Source organism: Enterobacter sp. PL_is379, from assembly GCF_055817355.1.
The window spans coordinates 124,294-141,764 of sequence record NZ_JBVPGT010000019.1 but is presented as its reverse complement, the minus strand read 5'-3'; the positions used below and the strand labels follow the sequence as shown (position 1 = coordinate 141,764).

Sequence of the window (17,471 nt, the reverse complement as noted above, 5' to 3'; positions counted from 1 at the left end):
ACCTGACCCCATGCCGAACTCAGAAGTGAAACGCCGTAGCGCCGATGGTAGTGTGGGGTCTCCCCATGTGAGAGTAGGGAACTGCCAGGCATCAATTAAGAAGAACCCCGTACCGTAAGGTGCGGGGTTTTTTGCTTTTGTTTTCCCCCTCCTTGAAACTTTCTCACCTTCTGCTTGCAGACTCGACATTCAAACCATTTCTGGGTATCGTTAGCTATCTGGATGTCTAAACGTTTATACGTATGCTGTGAGGATATAAAGCTATGCCGATTCGGGTGCAGGACGAGCTACCAGCCGTCAATTTCTTGCGTGAAGAAAACGTCTTCGTCATGACGGCTTCGCGCGCGACAGGTCAGGAAATTCGCCCGCTGAAGGTGCTTATTCTCAATCTGATGCCAAAAAAGATCGAAACAGAAAACCAGTTCCTGCGTCTTCTGTCGAACTCCCCGCTGCAGGTTGATATTCAGCTGCTGCGAATCGATGCCCGTGAGTCACGTAACACGCCTTCTGAGCATCTGAACAACTTCTACTGTAACTTCGATGACATTCAGGGGGAAAACTTCGACGGACTGATTGTGACCGGTGCCCCGCTGGGTCTGGTTGAATTTAACGATGTCGCCTACTGGCCGCAGATCAAACAGGTGCTGGAGTGGGCAAAAGATCACGTTACGTCCACATTGTTTGTCTGTTGGGCGGTACAAGCCGCACTGAATATTCTCTATGGCATCCCCAAGCAAACCCGCACTGAAAAGCTCTCCGGCGTATACGAACACCATATTCTCCATCCACATGCGTTGCTGACGCGGGGTTTCGATGACTCTTTCCTGGCTCCGCATTCTCGCTACGCCGATTTCCCGGCCCAGCTGATTCGTGATTACACCGATCTGGAGATCCTGGCAGAAACGGAAGATGGGGACGCTTACCTGTTTGCCAGCAAGGATAAACGCATTGCATTCGTAACCGGGCATCCTGAGTACGATCCGCATACCCTTGCGTCAGAGTATTTCCGTGATGTCGAAGCGGGTCTTAATCCGGATGTGCCGTACAACTATTTCCCGAAAGACGATCCGCAAAACAAACCGAGAGCAACCTGGCGCAGCCACGGGAATTTGCTTTTCACTAACTGGCTCAACTATTACGTCTATCAGATAACGCCATACGATCTGCGTCACATGAATCCAACGCTGGAGTAATCGTCTGCACTAAACGATCCTAAAGCGTTTCAGCTATTCAAATCAGGCACCTTCGGGTGCCTTTTTTATTTCCGAAATACCCCTCATCATTCAGTCAAACTTTAATCTCAATAAAATCAATTAATTAATTGCAATTAACAATTAAAATGGAAATTGTTTTTGATTTTGGAAAAAATAGAGATAGTCTTAATTCTGCTGAGCGAAAACTACCCAACGATCTTTCGTTCGCATCGGGAGCGTGATTTTGGATCTTTGATGAGGAGCAGAGTAATGACTCAACAGGCAACGACGGTCGATGAACTGGCCTTTACCCAGCCGTATGGCGAGCAAGAACAGCAAGTTTTGACGGCGGAAGCGGTAGAATTTCTGACTGAACTGGTGACTCGCTTTACGCCGCAACGTAATAAGCTGCTGGCGGCACGTATTCATCAGCAGCAGGAAATTGACGATGGCAAGTTGCCTGGATTCATTTCGGAAACCGCTTCCATTCGTCGTGGCGAGTGGAAAATCCGCGGCATCCCTGAAGATTTACAGGATCGTCGCGTTGAGATCACCGGTCCGGTAGAGCGCAAAATGGTGATCAACGCCATGAACGCCAACGTTAAAGTCTTTATGGCCGATTTTGAAGACTCACTGGCGCCTGACTGGAACAAAGTTATCGACGGGCAGATCAATCTGCGCGACGCCGTGAACGGCACCATCAGCTATACCAATGAAGCCGGCAAAATTTACCAGCTCAAGCCGAACCCGGCGGTGCTGATCTGCCGCGTACGTGGGCTGCACCTGCCTGAAAAACATGTCACCTGGCGTGGGGAAGCCATTCCGGGCAGCCTGTTTGATTTTGCGCTCTATTTCTTCCACAACTACAAAGCCCTGCTGGCGAAGGGCAGCGGCCCGTATTTCTATCTGCCAAAAACGCAGGCCTGGCAGGAAGCGGCCTGGTGGAGCGAGGTCTTCAGCTACGCGGAAGATCGTTTCAACCTGCCGCGCGGCACCATCAAGGCCACGCTGCTGATTGAAACGCTGCCCGCCGTGTTCCAGATGAATGAAATTCTGCACGCCCTGAGAGACCACATTGTCGGCCTGAACTGCGGACGCTGGGACTATATTTTCAGCTACATCAAAACCCTGAAAAACTATCCCGATCGCGTGCTGCCGGATCGCCAGGTCGTGACCATGGATAAACCGTTCCTGAGCGCCTACTCGCGTCTGCTGATCAAAACCTGCCACAAGCGCGGTGCCTTTGCGATGGGCGGCATGGCGGCATTTATCCCGAGCAAAGACGCAGAGCGCAACAATCAGGTGCTCAACAAGGTGAAGGCCGACAAAGAGCTTGAAGCCCGTAACGGTCACGACGGCACGTGGATTGCCCATCCCGGCCTGGCCGATACGGCGATGGAGGTCTTCAACCGCGTACTCGGTGACAATAAAAACCAGCTGTTTGTTACGCGCGAAGAGGATGCCCCAACGGCTGAAGAACAGCTGCTGGCTCCGTGTGCGGGCGAGCGGACGGAAGAGGGCATGCGTGCCAATATTCGCGTCGCCGTGCAATACATCGAAGCGTGGATCTCCGGCAACGGCTGCGTGCCGATCTACGGCCTGATGGAAGATGCCGCGACGGCAGAGATCTCACGTACCTCTATCTGGCAGTGGATCCACCATCAAAAAACGCTCAGCAACGGCAAGCCGGTGACCAAATCCCTGTTCCGCCAGATGCTGGCCGAAGAGATGCGGGTGATCCAGGACGAGCTGGGCGAACACCGCTTCAGCAGCGGACGCTTTGACGACGCTGCGCGCCTGATGGAGCAAATCACCACATCAGATGACTTAATCGACTTCCTGACCCTGCCGGGCTACCGCTTCCTGGCGTAACTCATCACATAACAATATGGAGCATCTGCACATGAAAACCCGTACCCAACAAATCGAAGAATTAAAGAAAGAGTGGACACAACCTCGCTGGGAAGGCATCCGCCGTCCGTACAGCGCGGAGGACGTGGTGAAATTACGCGGCTCGGTCAATCCGGAATGCACGCTGGCGCAAAATGGCGCGGCTAAAATGTGGAAGCTGCTGCACGGTGGCTCTAAAAAGGGCTACATCAACAGCCTCGGCGCGCTGACCGGCGGTCAGGCGCTGCAGCAGGCGAAGGCCGGTATTGAGGCGATTTACCTCTCCGGCTGGCAGGTCGCGGCGGACGCCAACCTGGCCTCCAGCATGTACCCGGATCAGTCGCTCTATCCGGCTAACTCCGTGCCGTCGGTCGTGGATCGGATCAACAACACCTTCCGTCGTGCAGATCAGATCCAGTGGGCGGCGGGCATCGAACCTAACGATCCGCGCTTTATTGATTATTTCCTGCCGATCGTTGCAGATGCGGAAGCGGGCTTCGGCGGCGTGCTGAACGCCTTCGAGCTGATGAAATCGATGATTGAGGCCGGTGCAGCGGCCGTTCACTTCGAAGATCAGCTGGCGTCAGTGAAGAAATGCGGACACATGGGCGGTAAGGTGCTCGTTCCGACTCAGGAAGCCGTGCAGAAGCTGGTTGCCGCGCGTCTGGCTGCTGACGTGCTCGGTGTGCCGACGCTGGTCATTGCCCGTACCGATGCCGACGCGGCTGACCTGATCACCTCTGACTGCGATCCGTACGACAGCGAGTTCATCACCGGCGAGCGTACCAGTGAAGGTTTCTATCGTACCCACGCGGGTATCGAGCAGGCGATCAGCCGCGGTCTGGCGTACGCGCCGTACGCGGATCTGGTCTGGTGTGAAACGTCTACGCCGGATCTGGCGCTGGCAAAACGCTTTGCTGATGCCATTCATGCGAAGTACCCGGGCAAACTGCTGGCCTACAACTGCTCGCCGTCCTTCAACTGGCAGAAAAAGCTGGATGACAAAACGATCGCCAGCTTCCAGCAGCAGCTGTCCGACATGGGCTACAAATACCAGTTCATTACTCTGGCAGGCATCCACAGCATGTGGTTCAACATGTTCGATCTGGCGCACGCCTATGCGCAGGGTGAGGGCATGAAGCACTACGTTGAGAAGGTGCAGCAGCCGGAATTTGCGGCGGGCAAAGATGGTTATACCTTCGTCTCTCACCAGCAGGAAGTGGGCACCGGCTACTTTGATAATGTGACCACGATTATTCAGGGCGGCACCTCCTCCGTCACCGCCTTGACGGGTTCAACGGAAGAAGCACAGTTCTAATCTTTTCCCCCTCTCCCCCCTGGGGAGAGGGTTGGTGGTGAGGGGGAATATATGTCGCGTGGCCTGGAATTACTGATTGCCCAAACTATTTTGCAGGGCTTCGATGCCCAGTATGGTCGTTTTCTTGAAGTGACCTCCGGCGCGCAGCAGCGCTTCGAACACGCAGACTGGCATGCGGTTCAGCAGGCCATGAAGCAGCGTATCCATCTTTATGACCACCACGTGGGTCTGGTGGTGGAGCAGTTGCGTTGTATTACCGACGGTAAAAGTCCGGACGCGGAATTTTTACTGCGCGTAAAAGAGCATTACACCCATTTGTTACCCGACTACCCGCGCTTCGAGATTGCGGAGAGCTTTTTCAACTCCGTCTATTGCCGGTTATTTGACCACCGCTCATTATCTCCTGAGCGGTTATTTATCTTCAGCTCCCAGCCCGAGCGGCGCTTTCGAACCATCCCACGTCCGCTGGCGAAAGATTTCTTTCCCGATCGCGGATGGGAAAAGCTCCTGCACCGCGTGCTAACGGATTTGCCGCTGCGCCTGCCCTGGGAGAATAAAACCCGGGATATCGGCTATATCTACGCCCATCTCAATGAAGCCTTCGGCGCGGAGGTGCTCAGCCACAGCCATTTGCAGGTGGCCAACGAGCTTTTCTACCGCAATAAAGCCGCCTGGCTGGTGGGCAAACTGGTTACGCCAACCGCCATTGTGCCGTTTCTGCTGCCGATTCACCGTACCGACGACGGGGAACTGTTTGTCGATACCTGCCTGACCACCGGCGCCGAGGCCAGCATCGTGTTTGGTTTCGCCCGCTCCTATTTTATGGTCTATGCACCGTTACCTGCCGCACTGGTGGAGTGGCTGCGCGAGATCCTGCCGGGTAAAACCACCGCCGAGCTGTATATGGCGATTGGCTGCCAGAAGCACGCTAAAACGGAAAGCTACCGGGAATACCTGCGTTATGTCACCACGGCCGATGAGCAGTTTATCGAAGCGCCAGGCATTCGCGGTATGGTGATGCTGGTCTTTACGCTGCCGGGTTTCGACCGGGTCTTTAAGGTGATTAAGGACAGATTCGCCCCGCAGAAAGAGATGACCGCCGCGCACGTTCGCGCTTGCTATCAGCTGGTTAAAGAGCACGATCGCGTCGGGCGCATGGCGGATACTCAGGAATTCGAAAACTTTGTGCTGGATAAACAGCAGATCGACCCGGCGCTCATGGCGCTGTTGATGCAGGAAGCGCCCGCGAAAATCACCGATCTGGGTGACAAAATCGTGATTAGCCATCTCTATATTGAGCGCCGCATGGTGCCGCTGAATATCTGGCTTGAGCAGTCCGAAGGTCAGGCGCTGCGGGATGCCATTGAAGAGTACGGCAACGCGATTCGCCAGCTTGCCGCCGCCAATATTTTCCCGGGCGACATGCTGTTTAAAAACTTCGGCGTCACCCGACACGGGCGGGTGGTGTTCTACGATTACGACGAAATTTGCTACATGACCGAAGTGAATTTCCGCGATATCCCACCGCCCCGCTACCCGGAAGATGAGCTTTCCGGTGAGCCGTGGTACAGCGTTTCGCCGGGCGATGTGTTTCCCGAAGAGTTTCGTCACTGGCTGTGTGCCGATCCGCGCATCGGACCGCTATTCGAAGAGATGCATGCCGATCTGTTTCGCGCCAGCTACTGGCGCGGACTGCAAACGCGGATCAAAAACGGGCACGTGGAAGATGTGTATGCATACCGCCGCAAGCAGCGGTTTTGCATCCGCTTTTCTCCCTCTCCCTGAGGGAGAGGGCCGGGGTGAGTGCATCAGGCCGCACTCAATTTTAACGAATCCCACCGTACGCCAGCGTCACCTCTTTCGCCGCCTTAATCACCAGCGCACCGAGCTCGGTCACGCGGTCGTCGGTCATGCGCGAAATCGGCCCGGAGATGGAGATGGCGGCAAACGGCTCGCGGTGCTCGTCAAAAATACAGGCCGCGAGGCAGCGCAGGCCCAGGGCATGTTCTTCATCATCAAACGAATAGCCGCGCTTGCGGGTCAGGGCCAGATCTTCTTTCAGATGCACGGGCGACACCAGCGTGGCGTGGGTGTAGGCGTGCAGCCCTTTACGGTGCAGCAGCCCCGTCACCTGCTCCTCGCTCAGCTGCGAGAGAAATGCTTTCCCCGCCCCGGACGCGTGCATCGGCAGCTTGCCGCCAATCGGTGCGGACATGCGCATCAGCTGCGTGCACTGCACCTGGTCGATGATAATCGCCTGATGGTCGCTCTGGTCCAGTACCGCCAGGTTTACCGTCTCGCCGGAATCTTCCATCAGCTTGCGCAAAATCGGGTGCACAATCGCCAGCAGGTTGCGGCTCTGCAGGAAGCTGCTGCCGACGATAAACGCGTGCGCGCCCACCGCCCAGTGCCCCAGCTCGCCCACCTGACGCACAAAGCCCAGCTGCTGCATGGTGGTCAGCAGACGGTGCGTTGTGGAGTTCGGCAGGCCAGCCTGCTGGGCCAGCTCCGTCAGGGCCACGCTGCTGTGCGACTCGGCTATCCACTCCAGCAGCTTCAGACCACGCGTGAGCGATTGAACCTGTCCGCCCTGTTGTGCGGCGGCGGTGGCAGCAGGCTTTCTGCCGCGTTTGGCGGGAACGGTCGCGACCATGGCGATCTCCTTTTTCTGTATCGTGGAAATCATTTTCGTTTTATTTGGTGGATTTGCAACCGTTATCCTGACTGATCGGAGGAGTGATGGTGAACATGTCTCATGTTACCCCTGAGTGGCTTTTCCACCCTGCGAGATTGTGCCAGTATGGAACCCAGCCTTTTGGCCTTGTTGAGCGTTGTCGGGAGCAAGTGTGAGCAGCAAAGTAGAGCAACTGCGTGCGCAGTTAAATGAACGAATTCTGGTGCTGGACGGCGGCATGGGCACCATGATCCAGGGCTATCGTCTGAGTGAAGACGATTTCCGCGGCGAGCGCTTTGCCGACTGGCCATGTGACCTGAAAGGAAACAACGACCTGCTGGTGCTCAGCAAGCCGTCCGTGATTAAGGATATCCACAACGCCTACTTCGAAGCGGGTGCGGATATCGTTGAAACCAACACCTTCAACTCGACAACCATCGCCATGGCGGATTACCAGATGGAATCCCTGTCGGCGGAAATCAACCTGGAAGCCGCTAAGCTGGCGCGCGCCTGCGCCGACGAGTGGACGGCCCGCACGCCGGACAAGCCGCGCTACGTTGCCGGGGTGCTAGGCCCGACGAACCGCACCGCGTCGATTTCACCGGACGTCAACGACCCGGCGTTTCGTAACATCACCTTTGACCAGCTGGTTGCCGCCTACCGGGAATCGACCAAAGCTCTGCTGGAAGGCGGCTCCGATCTGATCCTGATTGAAACCGTATTCGACACCCTCAACGCCAAAGCCGCAATTTACGCGGTGAAAGAGGAGTTTGAGGCGCTGGGCGTTGACCTGCCGATCATGATTTCCGGCACCATCACCGATGCCTCTGGCCGTACCCTGTCCGGCCAGACAACCGAAGCGTTTTATAACTCCCTGCGCCACGCCGAAGCGCTCTCCTTTGGCCTTAACTGCGCGCTGGGGCCGGATGAACTGCGCCAGTACGTGCAGGAGCTGTCCCGTATAGCGGAATGCTACGTCACCGCCCACCCGAACGCCGGTCTGCCGAACGCGTTCGGTGAATACGATCTCGATGCCGACACCATGGCGGCGCAAATCCGCGAGTGGGCCGAGTCTGGCTTCCTGAACATTGTCGGTGGCTGCTGCGGCACCACGCCGGAGCACATCGCGGCCATGAGCAACGCCGTCGCCGGACTGCCGCCGCGCAGGCTGCCCGAGCTTCCGATTGCCTGTCGCCTTTCCGGCCTTGAGCCGTTGACCATTGGCGACGATAGCCTGTTTGTAAACGTGGGTGAGCGTACTAACGTCACCGGTTCTGCAAAGTTCAAGCGCCTGATCAAAGAAGAGAAGTACAGCGAAGCGCTGGACGTCGCCCGCCAGCAGGTGGAAAGCGGCGCGCAGATTATCGATATCAACATGGATGAGGGGATGCTCGACGCCGAAGCGGCGATGGTGCGTTTCCTCAACCTGATCGCCGGTGAGCCGGACATCGCCCGCGTGCCGATCATGATTGACTCCTCCAAATGGGAAGTCATCGAAAAAGGGCTGAAGTGCATTCAGGGTAAAGGCATCGTCAACTCTATCTCGATGAAAGAGGGCGTTGATATCTTTATCCACCACGCGAAAATGGTCCGCCGCTACGGTGCCGCCGTGGTGGTCATGGCCTTTGACGAAGTGGGCCAGGCGGATACCCGCGAGCGCAAAATCGAGATTTGCCGCCGCGCGTACAAGATTTTGACCGAAGAGGTGGGCTTCCCGCCGGAAGACATCATCTTTGACCCGAACATCTTCGCCGTGGCGACCGGCATCGAAGAGCATAATAACTACGCTCAGGACTTTATCGGCGCGTGCGAGGACATCAAGCGCGAGCTGCCGCATGCGCTGATCTCCGGCGGCGTATCGAACGTGTCGTTCTCGTTCCGCGGTAACGACCCGGTGCGTGAAGCGATCCACGCCGTGTTCCTCTACTACGCCATCCGCAACGGCATGGACATGGGGATCGTTAACGCCGGACAGCTGGCGATTTACGACGACCTTCCTGCCGAGCTGCGCGATGCCGTCGAGGACGTGATCCTTAACCGCCGCGACGACGCCACCGAGCGCATGCTGGACCTGGCGGAGAAATACCGCGGCAGCAAATCGGATGAGGCGGCAAACGTTCAGCAGGCCGAGTGGCGTTCCTGGGATGTGAAAAAGCGTCTGGAATACTCGCTGGTTAAAGGCATTACCGAATTTATCGAGCTCGACACCGAAGAGGCGCGCCAGCAGGCTGCCCGCCCGATTGAGGTGATTGAAGGCCCGCTGATGGACGGCATGAACGTGGTCGGCGATCTGTTTGGCGAAGGCAAGATGTTCCTGCCGCAGGTGGTGAAATCCGCCCGCGTGATGAAGCAGGCGGTGGCGTATCTTGAGCCCTACATCGAAGCCAGCAAAGAGAAAGGTTCCAGCAACGGTAAGATGGTCATTGCCACCGTCAAGGGCGACGTGCACGACATCGGCAAGAATATCGTCGGCGTGGTGCTGCAGTGTAATAACTACGAAATTATCGACCTCGGCGTGATGGTCCCGGCGGATAAAATCCTCAAGACCGCGCGCGAAGTGAACGCCGACCTGATTGGCCTCTCCGGGCTGATTACGCCGTCGCTGGACGAGATGGTTAACGTGGCGAAGGAGATGGAGCGTCAGGGCTTCACAATTCCGCTGCTGATTGGCGGCGCGACCACCTCCAAAGCGCACACGGCGGTGAAAATCGAGCAGAACTACAGCGGGCCGACGGTGTACGTGCAGAACGCCTCGCGCACCGTGGGCGTGGTCTCCGCGCTGCTCTCTGACACCCAGCGCGACGAGTTTGTTGAGCGCACCCGCAAAGAGTACGAAACCGTCCGCATCCAGCACGGCCGTAAGAAGCCGCGCACCCCGCCTGTTTCACTCCAGGCGGCGCGCGACAACGATCTGGCCTTTGACTGGTCGAGCTATACGCCGCCGGTCGCGCATCGTCTGGGCGTTCAGGAGGTCAGCGCCAGCATCGAGACGCTGCGCAACTACATCGACTGGACGCCGTTCTTTATGACCTGGTCGCTGGCGGGTAAATATCCGCGCATCCTGGAGGATGAGGTGGTAGGCGAGGAGGCGAAGCGCCTGTTTAAAGATGCCAACGACATGCTCGACACGCTGAGCGCAGAGAAAACCCTCAACCCGCGCGGCGTGGTGGGGCTGTTCCCGGCGAACCGCGTGGGTGACGACATTGAAATTTATCGCGATGAAACCCGCACCCACGTATTGGCAGTCAGCCGCCATCTGCGCCAGCAAACCGAGAAAGTGGGCTTTGCTAACTACTGCCTGGCCGATTTCGTCGCGCCGAAGTTAAGTGGTAAAGCCGACTATATCGGCGCCTTTGCGGTAACCGGCGGTCTGGAAGAAGATGCGCTGGCGGACGCGTTCGAAGCGCAGCACGATGATTACAATAAAATCATGGTGAAAGCGATTGCCGACCGCCTGGCGGAAGCCTTCGCCGAGTACCTCCACGAGCGCGTGCGTAAGGTGCACTGGGGCTACGCGGCGAACGAAAACCTCAGCAATGAGGATCTGATCCGCGAAAATTACCAGGGCATTCGCCCGGCGCCGGGATACCCGGCCTGCCCGGAACACACCGAAAAAGGCACCATCTGGAAACTGCTGGACGTCGAAGCGCATACAGGTATGAAGCTCACCGAGTCGTTCGCCATGTGGCCGGGTGCGTCAGTCTCAGGCTGGTACTTCAGCCATCCGGACAGCAAGTACTTCGCCGTGGCGCAGCTGCAGCGGGATCAGATCGAAGATTACGCCTTGCGCAAAGGGATGAGCGTATCAGAAGTGGAGCGCTGGCTGGCCCCTAATCTCGGCTACGACGCCGACTAAAATCACTTTTCCTTACAACAAACAGGGCACCTCAAGGGTGCCTTGTCTCTTTCTTACGCTTAACCCCTTATACTGAACCTATGGAAAACGAATAACGATAAGGAGGAAAACCTTCCGTGCTGACCCTGTTACATCTGCTCTCTGCAGTCGCACTGCTCGTATGGGGCACCCATATCGTCCGTACCGGCGTAATGCGCGTATTTGGCGCGCGCTTACGTACCGTTCTCAGCAGCAGCGTTGAGAAGAAGCCGCTCGCCTTCTGCGCGGGTATTGGCGTAACGGCACTGGTTCAGAGCAGCAACGCCACAACCCTGCTTGTCACCTCCTTTGTGGCGCAGGATCTGGTGGCGCTGGCCCCGGCGCTGGTCATTGTGCTGGGTGCGGATGTAGGTACCGCGCTGATGGCGCGTATCCTGACGTTCGATCTTTCCTGGCTGTCACCGCTGCTGATTTTTATAGGCGTGATCTTCTTCCTCGGCCGCAAACAGACGCGGGCCGGCCAGCTTGGACGCGTGGGGATTGGCCTGGGGCTGATCCTGCTGGCGCTGGAGCTGATTGTGCAGGCGGTCACCCCTATTACCGAGGCCAACGGCGTTCAGGTCATCTTCGCTTCCCTGACCGGGGACATCATGCTCGACGCGCTTATTGGCGCGGTGTTTGCCATCGTCAGCTACTCCAGCCTGGCCGCCGTGCTCCTGACGGCCACGCTCACCGCCGCCGGGGCGATCTCATTCCCGGTCGCGCTGTGCCTGGTGATCGGTGCCAACCTCGGCTCGGGCCTGCTGGCGATGCTCAATAACAGCGCGGCCAACGCCGCCGCCCGCCGCGTGGCCCTCGGCAGCCTGCTGTTTAAGCTGGTGGGCAGCCTGATTATCCTGCCCTTTATCCACCCGCTGGCGAACCTGATGGACAACCTCCCGCTGCCGAAAGCGGAGCTGGTGATCTATTTCCACGTGTTCTACAACCTGGTGCGCTGCCTGGCGATGGTGCCTTTTGCCGGGTCGATGGCGCGCTTCTGCGAACGCCTCATTCAGGACGAACCGGAGCTGGATGCGCGCCTGAAACCGAAGCACCTGGATACGTCCGCGCTGGATACCCCGGCGCTGGCGCTGGCGAATGCCGCGCGCGAGACGCTGCGCATGGGCGACGCGATGGAAACCATGCTCGAAGGCCTGCAAAAGGTGATGCACGGCGAGCCGCGTGAAGAGAAAGAGCTGCGCAGGTTAGCTGACGATATCAACGTGCTCTATACCGCCATCAAGCTTTACCTGGCGCGCATGCCGCAGGACGAGCTGGCGGAAGAGGAGTCCCGCCGCTGGGCGGAAATTATCGAGATGTCGCTTAACCTTGAGCAGGCTTCGGATATCGTTGAACGCATGGGCAGCGAGATCGCCGACAAATCCCTTGCCGCGCGTCGTGCGTTTTCAGGTGAAGGCCTGAAGGAGCTGGAAGCGCTGCACGAACAGCTGGTCAGCAACCTCAAGCTGGCGATGTCGGTATTCTTCTCCAGCGATGTGCCGAGCGCGCGCCGCCTGCGCCGCAACAAGCATCGTTTCCGCATTCTTAACCGCCGCTACTCGCACGCCCACGTTGAGCGTCTGCACCAGCAGAACGTGCAGAGTATCGAAACCAGCTCACTCCACCTGGGACTGCTGGGGGATATGAAGCGCCTCAACTCATTGTTCTGCGCGGTGGCGTACAGCGTGATGGAACAGCCGGATGAAGATGACCAGCGGGATGAGTATTAATCTCTGAAAGCGCCTCGCAAAACCTTGTTGCGAGGCGTGACACCTTATCAAGCGCCATTTACCCTTTAGACCTTACGTTTTTTAGGGAATAGAAAATGGTCGTTTATTACGCTACACTTCGCCAATTCATGCGCATTCCGATGGGGGTTTTCATGCGCACTACTCATGGCATTAAAAAATCAGTCAACGTGTCGTTAGCACCTGAAATCCTTGAAGAGGCGCGACGGCTTAAACTTAATCTCTCTGCCGTGCTCACGGCTGCACTGCAGGAGCAGTTTCGTGCGCATCAGCGTGCAGAGTGGTTAGCAGAAAATAAAGCTTCTATCGAGGCCATTAACCAGTGGGTTGATGAAAACGGCTCCTTTAGTGACTTTCAGAGGTCGTTCTGATGGAGCAATATTTTGCTTATGAGAATGAAGGTAAGGGGAAAACTGCCTATCCCTGGCTAATCAATATGCAGCATCCCGTGGCTAATGTGATGAAGCATGTTCTGGTCGCCCCCGCAGTTGAACTTAGCCATCTGGGAGGCATTCAGCCACCTGCGAAAGTGTGCCCTGTCGTTGAGATAGCGGGTAAACCCTGTGTGGTAATGATGCACATGATGGCAGGCATATCGCCAAAAGAGTTAGGCGAGCGTGTCGCCGATCTTACGCAAAACCGTGCTTCATTGCGGGATGCACTCGATTTTTTGATCAACGGTTACTAACACTTTTTTGTCAGCCGCAAGGTAAGGTATATTTCGCCCTTCACAGGAGAAACTATGCTGCCAACTCAATCAACCCGATTAAACAAATACATTAGCGAGAGCGGGATCTGCTCACGTCGCGAGGCTGACCGTTACATTGAACAAGGTAACGTGTTTCTTAACGGCAAACGCGCCACCATCGGCGATCAGGTGGTGCCTGGCGATGTGGTTAAAGTGAATGGTCAGCTCATCGAACCGCGTGATGCTGAAGACCTGGTGTTTATCGCGTTGAACAAACCGGTTGGGATTGTCAGCACCACGGAAGACGGTGAGCGGGACAACATCGTTGATTTCGTGAACCACAGCAGCCGTATCTTCCCGATTGGCCGTCTGGATAAAGACTCTCAGGGGCTGATTTTCCTCACCAACCACGGCGATCTGGTCAACAAGATCCTGCGTGCCGGCAACGATCACGAGAAAGAGTACATTGTGACGGTGAATAAGCCGGTCACGGACGACTTCATTCGCGGTATGGGCGCCGGTGTGCCGATCCTTGGTACCGTTACGAAAAAGTGTAAGGTGAAGAAAGAAGCGCCGTTCGCGTTCCGTATTACCCTTGTGCAGGGCTTAAACCGCCAGATCCGCCGCATGTGCGAACATTTCGGTTATGAAGTGACGAAGCTTGAGCGCACGCGCATCATGAACGTCAGCCTGTCCGGCATTCCGCTGGGCGAATGGCGCGACTTAACGGACGACGAACTGATCGAGCTGTTCAAGCTTATCGAGAATTCCTCGTCCGAAGCGAAGCCGAAGACCAAAGCCAAACCGAAAACCCAGGCGATTAAGCGCCCGGTGGTGAAGGCGCCGCAGGCGGAAGAGAAAGGGCGCGGCAAGCCGGGCAACGGAAAACGCTTTACCCAGCCGGGGCGCAAAAAGAAAGGGCGCTGATTAGCGCCTTCCACGGGTAGACGTTGTGGCCGACCAGGAAAAGGTCGCCTCTGCATCCGGTTTATAAGCCTGCTCTTTTTTCAGCTTGCGGGCTTTTTTCGCCGCGGCGTCACGCTGCGCCATCAGCTTATCGATGTACTCTTTTTTCACCTGATTGGTTTCGGCGTTCGTCAGCGTGCGGCCATGTGCGATACGGGCGCGGTCGAGAAGCGTTTTCAGTTCGCGCTGCTCGGCTTCGGTCATGTCTTTCTGGGTCAAACGTGGTGTAGCCATTGCTGAAGCCTCCTGAGAGAGAGGCTTCAGTGTAAAGCAAGCAGCGTAAATTAACCCTGCTTCACCGCATCTTTTTTTGTTTGTTCATCAATCGGTTTGCCGGACCAGTAGCCCGCCAGCAGCGAGCCGGAGAGGTTGTGCCAGACGGAGAACAGCGCGCCAGGCAGGGCCGCCAGCGGGGAGAAGTAAATTTTACCAAGCGCCGCCGCCAGGCCGGAGTTCTGCATCCCTACCTCAATCGCCAGCGTGCGGCAGGTCGATTCGTCGAAGCCAAACAGTTTCCCGCCCCAGTAGCCGCCCAGCAGACCAATGGTGTTATGCAGCACCACCGCGACGATCACTACAAAGCCTACGGAAGCAATGTGTGAGGCGGAGCCCGCTACCACGGCGCTGATGATCGCCAGAATACAGATCATCGAAAACGCGGGCAGGTATGGCTCAACGGCCTTCACCACTCGCGGGAAAAGATGGTGAATGGCCAGCCCCACCGCAATCGGGATCACCACGATTTGCAGAATGCTCAGCAGCATGCCCATCACGTCCACCTGAATATGCGCATCCACGTACAGGCGGGTTAACAGCGGCGTGGCAATCACGCCCACCAGCGTAGAGACGGACGAGATAGTGACGGAGAGCGCCACGTCACCTTTCGCCAGATAGATCATGACGTTGGACGCCGTGCCGCTGGCCACGCTGCCCACCAGCACCATCCCGGCGGAGAGGTCGGGCGGCATCTTAAAGGCCATCGCCAGCAGCCACGCCGCGAGCGGCATCACCAGGTAGTGCAGAAATATTCCTGCCGCGACGGGCGCAGGGCGAGACAGCACGCGTTTAAAGTCGTCGACTTTCAGATGCACGCCCATACCGAACATGATCAGCATCAGCAGCGTGGTGACCCACGGACCAATACCGGTGAACGTGGTGGGGGTGTAATACGCGAGTACGGAGAGCAGCAGCGCCCATAGCGGGAACAGCCGCGTAATAGCGGATAACATAATGATTTCCTTGCGATGAATGTTGTGTGTGTTTGTTATAAAAAGCCGGGATCGAGCCCGGCTATAGTTATTGTTTATCGCGTAAGGAAGTAATATTCAAATGAATTATGACCGGATGCTTTCCCAGCTCAGACTAAAGCGAGCCAGATATTTGCGCAGTCGGTCGGCGTCGTTAGGATTGGCTTTTTTGAGCCGTGAAACGGCAAACAGCTCACGTCCGGCTTCAGACAACGATGCGCTGCGGCGACATACCTCCAGCACCGTTTCAAGTTGCCGCTGGTCAAAGAGGTCAATCTCCATGTCAGTTGCAGGCTGCGTCACGTCAGTTTGCCAGTCGGTCTGAAGACGTGAGATCTCCTCCAGCACCAGATCCTGAGTAATACGCCCTCGTTCCGCCAGCGTCGCCATGCGTGCGACGCTGGCGCTCAGTTCGCGAAAGTTGCCCCGCCACAGCGCCCTGCTGGAACAGGCAAAGGCCAGATAGCCTTCGCGCGCCTCTTTATCGAAGCGGATTTGCGTCTGGGTTTCGCGAGAGAAACGTTGAAGTTCGTAGTCGACATTCGGCGTGATGTCCTCTTTCCGTTGGGCAAGGCCGGGCAAGGCAAAGCTCCACATATTAATACGGGCATAGAGATCTTCACGAAAACGTCCCTCTGCCACCCACTGGCGCATATCACGGTGGGTTCCGGCGATAAGTTGAAAATCGCTGTGAACTTCTTTATCGGAGCCAAACGGGAAAAAAGTTTTCTCTTCAATGGCTTTGAGCAGCATCGCCTGTTCATCCAGGCCTAGTTCGGCAATCTCGTCGAGGAAAAGGACGCCGCCATCGGCTTCACGCAGCAGGCCGCTGCGCGCCGATAGTGCGCCGGTAAAGGCTCCTTTCACATGGCCGAACAGCGTGGACATGGCGTTATCACCGCGCAGGGTCGCGCAGTTGACGGAAACCAGCTTGCCGGATACCTGATGGCGTGACTGCTTAAGCTGATAAATGCGGTTCGCGAGGAACGACTTGCCCGCGCCGGTGGGGCCGGTCAGCAGAATCGGGGCTGTTGAACGTAGCGCCACGCGTTCAATCTTGTCGATAAGAGTGTTAAAGGTGGCATTTCGCGTATCAATGCCCGCTTTCAGAAATGAGATTGACTGCTGCTGCTCGCGCTGAAAACGGTTGGTAAGGGTTGTGTAGCGGCTTAAATCCAGGTCGATAATTGAGTAAGTTCCGGCTGCAGTCTCCTCAGCAGAGGCTTCTTTTCTGGCAGGGCCAGTCTGCAAAAGGCTGGCGGGAAGATAGCGGGCTTCCGTCAGCAGGAACCAGCAGATCTGCGCCACATGCGTGCCGGTGGTGATGTGGACGAAATACTCTTCGTGATCGGTATCAAAAGTATACTGGGTGGCGAAATCGAGAAACGCGGCATAAACCTCTTCGAAATCCCACGGGTCTTCAATGATTACCGTGCTGGGACGCACCTCGGTGTGGGGGGAAACCAGCACAATATCTTCCGCCAGTTGCTGAGCCATGCCGAGATCTCGCGGTTGATGTAGCAGCTCCAGCCTGTCGACCGGGAAATCCGGCTGTTGGCACAGCCCGACGGTCGGTCGCCATTTGCGAAAGCGATTAGCCCGCTTTCCCCGTTTATCCATCACGGTGCCAAGCACCCCGATCACCACCTTCCGCTTCTTCATGTTTATCCAGAAAGATAATTGTCGATATAACAGGATAAAAAATGTTGAACCGAACGACAATGCATGAAAAGCCTGATAAATAAAAAATCATTAATTATCAATAAAATAAAAAAATAAAACGGCGATTTTTGTTTTTGGCACGCTTCTGGCAATACAGATAACGTCACGACGTTGAGCACACTGGGGGTTAAGGCCCCGTCGGCGCACCAGG

13 protein-coding genes and 1 rRNA gene are annotated in these 17,471 nt (G+C 56.6%); 10 read left to right on the top strand and 4 right to left on the bottom strand.

The window, feature by feature from the left end:
* The 5 genes from rrf to aceK form a co-directional block, all read left to right on the top strand.
* Positions 1 to 90: ribosomal RNA gene (rrf, locus tag AC0TOY_RS02635) — 5S ribosomal RNA — on the top strand; the annotation flags it as partial.
* Between the two features lie 173 nt (positions 91 to 263).
* Positions 264 to 1,193, top strand: a complete 930-nt coding sequence (metA, locus tag AC0TOY_RS02630; RefSeq protein WP_024906663.1) for a homoserine O-acetyltransferase MetA — start codon at positions 264 to 266, stop codon at positions 1,191 to 1,193.
* A 270-nt stretch (positions 1,194 to 1,463) separates the two neighbouring features.
* Positions 1,464 to 3,065, top strand: a complete 1,602-nt coding sequence (gene aceB / locus AC0TOY_RS02625; RefSeq protein WP_048990563.1) for a malate synthase A — start codon at positions 1,464 to 1,466, stop codon at positions 3,063 to 3,065.
* Between the two features lie 31 nt (positions 3,066 to 3,096).
* The gene (gene aceA / locus AC0TOY_RS02620) at positions 3,097 to 4,401 is read left to right on the top strand and encodes an isocitrate lyase (protein WP_008503407.1); all 1,305 of its coding nucleotides are present in this window, start codon (positions 3,097 to 3,099) and stop codon (positions 4,399 to 4,401) included.
* 51 nt (positions 4,402 to 4,452) lie between these two features.
* A complete protein-coding gene (gene aceK / locus AC0TOY_RS02615; RefSeq protein ID WP_473721458.1) occupies positions 4,453 to 6,186 on the top strand; it encodes a bifunctional isocitrate dehydrogenase kinase/phosphatase in 1,734 nt (577 codons plus the stop codon).
* A 40-nt stretch (positions 6,187 to 6,226) separates the two neighbouring features.
* Here aceK and iclR read toward each other — a convergent pair whose 3' ends face one another.
* Positions 6,227 to 7,054 carry a glyoxylate bypass operon transcriptional repressor IclR gene (gene iclR, locus AC0TOY_RS02610; RefSeq protein WP_473721457.1) on the bottom strand — a complete coding sequence of 276 codons (828 nt, stop codon included), beginning with the start codon at positions 7,052 to 7,054 and terminating at the stop codon, positions 6,227 to 6,229.
* Positions 7,055 to 7,247: 193 nt separating this feature from the next.
* Between iclR and metH the strand changes: the two genes are divergently transcribed.
* From metH to rluF, 5 genes are all read left to right on the top strand, one after another.
* Positions 7,248 to 10,931 (top strand): methionine synthase, encoded by a 3,684-nt coding sequence (gene metH, locus AC0TOY_RS02605; RefSeq protein WP_473721456.1) that lies wholly within the window; start codon positions 7,248 to 7,250, stop codon positions 10,929 to 10,931.
* Positions 10,932 to 11,047: 116 nt separating this feature from the next.
* Complete coding sequence (locus AC0TOY_RS02600) at positions 11,048 to 12,679, top strand: Na/Pi cotransporter family protein (protein WP_420277648.1); 1,632 nt, start codon at positions 11,048 to 11,050, stop codon at positions 12,677 to 12,679.
* Positions 12,680 to 12,774: 95 nt separating this feature from the next.
* The gene (locus AC0TOY_RS02595; protein WP_048990569.1) at positions 12,775 to 13,068 is read left to right on the top strand and encodes a type II toxin-antitoxin system CcdA family antitoxin; all 294 of its coding nucleotides are present in this window, start codon (positions 12,775 to 12,777) and stop codon (positions 13,066 to 13,068) included.
* Positions 13,068 to 13,385 carry a CcdB family protein gene (locus AC0TOY_RS02590; RefSeq protein ID WP_029740630.1) on the top strand — a complete coding sequence of 106 codons (318 nt, stop codon included), beginning with the start codon at positions 13,068 to 13,070 and terminating at the stop codon, positions 13,383 to 13,385. The genes AC0TOY_RS02595 and AC0TOY_RS02590 overlap by 1 nt, the downstream gene beginning before the upstream one ends.
* A 54-nt stretch (positions 13,386 to 13,439) precedes the next feature.
* Positions 13,440 to 14,312, top strand: coding sequence for a 23S rRNA pseudouridine(2604) synthase RluF (gene rluF / locus AC0TOY_RS02585; protein ID WP_473721455.1), 873 nt, complete (start codon positions 13,440 to 13,442; stop codon positions 14,310 to 14,312).
* Here the strand turns inward: rluF and AC0TOY_RS02580 are convergent, their stop codons facing one another.
* From AC0TOY_RS02580 to rtcR, 3 genes are all read right to left on the bottom strand, one after another.
* A complete protein-coding gene (locus tag AC0TOY_RS02580) occupies positions 14,313 to 14,585 on the bottom strand; it encodes a YjbD family protein (RefSeq protein WP_023309994.1) in 273 nt (90 codons plus the stop codon). It lies immediately after the preceding gene.
* 50 nt (positions 14,586 to 14,635) lie between these two features.
* Positions 14,636 to 15,580: a ketopantoate/pantoate/pantothenate transporter PanS gene (gene panS, locus AC0TOY_RS02575; RefSeq protein WP_148770069.1), complete on the bottom strand. Its 945-nt coding sequence runs from the start codon at positions 15,578 to 15,580 to the stop codon at positions 14,636 to 14,638.
* A gap of 105 nt (positions 15,581 to 15,685) precedes the next feature.
* Positions 15,686 to 17,260: an RNA repair transcriptional activator RtcR gene (gene rtcR, locus AC0TOY_RS02570; protein WP_148770067.1), complete on the bottom strand. Its 1,575-nt coding sequence runs from the start codon at positions 17,258 to 17,260 to the stop codon at positions 15,686 to 15,688.
* Positions 17,261 to 17,471: the final 211 nt, after the last annotated feature.

Bases quoted from the DNA above. Each gene is read 5' to 3' on its own strand.
- AC0TOY_RS02590 (WP_029740630.1), top strand. From the start codon at position 13,068: ATGGAGCAATATTTTGCTTATGAGAATGAAGGTAAGGGGAAAACTGCC.
- aceK (WP_473721458.1), top strand. From the start codon at position 4,453: ATGTCGCGTGGCCTGGAATTACTGATTGCCCAAACTATTTTGCAGGGC.
- metA (WP_024906663.1), top strand. From the start codon at position 264: ATGCCGATTCGGGTGCAGGACGAGCTACCAGCCGTCAATTTCTTGCGT.
- panS (WP_148770069.1), bottom strand. From the start codon at position 15,580: ATGTTATCCGCTATTACGCGGCTGTTCCCGCTATGGGCGCTGCTGCTC.
- iclR (WP_473721457.1), bottom strand. From the start codon at position 7,054: ATGGTCGCGACCGTTCCCGCCAAACGCGGCAGAAAGCCTGCTGCCACC.
- aceA (WP_008503407.1), top strand. From the start codon at position 3,097: ATGAAAACCCGTACCCAACAAATCGAAGAATTAAAGAAAGAGTGGACA.
- AC0TOY_RS02580 (WP_023309994.1), bottom strand. From the start codon at position 14,585: ATGGCTACACCACGTTTGACCCAGAAAGACATGACCGAAGCCGAGCAG.
- aceB (WP_048990563.1), top strand. From the start codon at position 1,464: ATGACTCAACAGGCAACGACGGTCGATGAACTGGCCTTTACCCAGCCG.
- AC0TOY_RS02595 (WP_048990569.1), top strand. From the start codon at position 12,775: ATGGTCGTTTATTACGCTACACTTCGCCAATTCATGCGCATTCCGATG.
- rluF (WP_473721455.1), top strand. From the start codon at position 13,440: ATGCTGCCAACTCAATCAACCCGATTAAACAAATACATTAGCGAGAGC.
- rtcR (WP_148770067.1), bottom strand. From the start codon at position 17,260: ATGAAGAAGCGGAAGGTGGTGATCGGGGTGCTTGGCACCGTGATGGAT.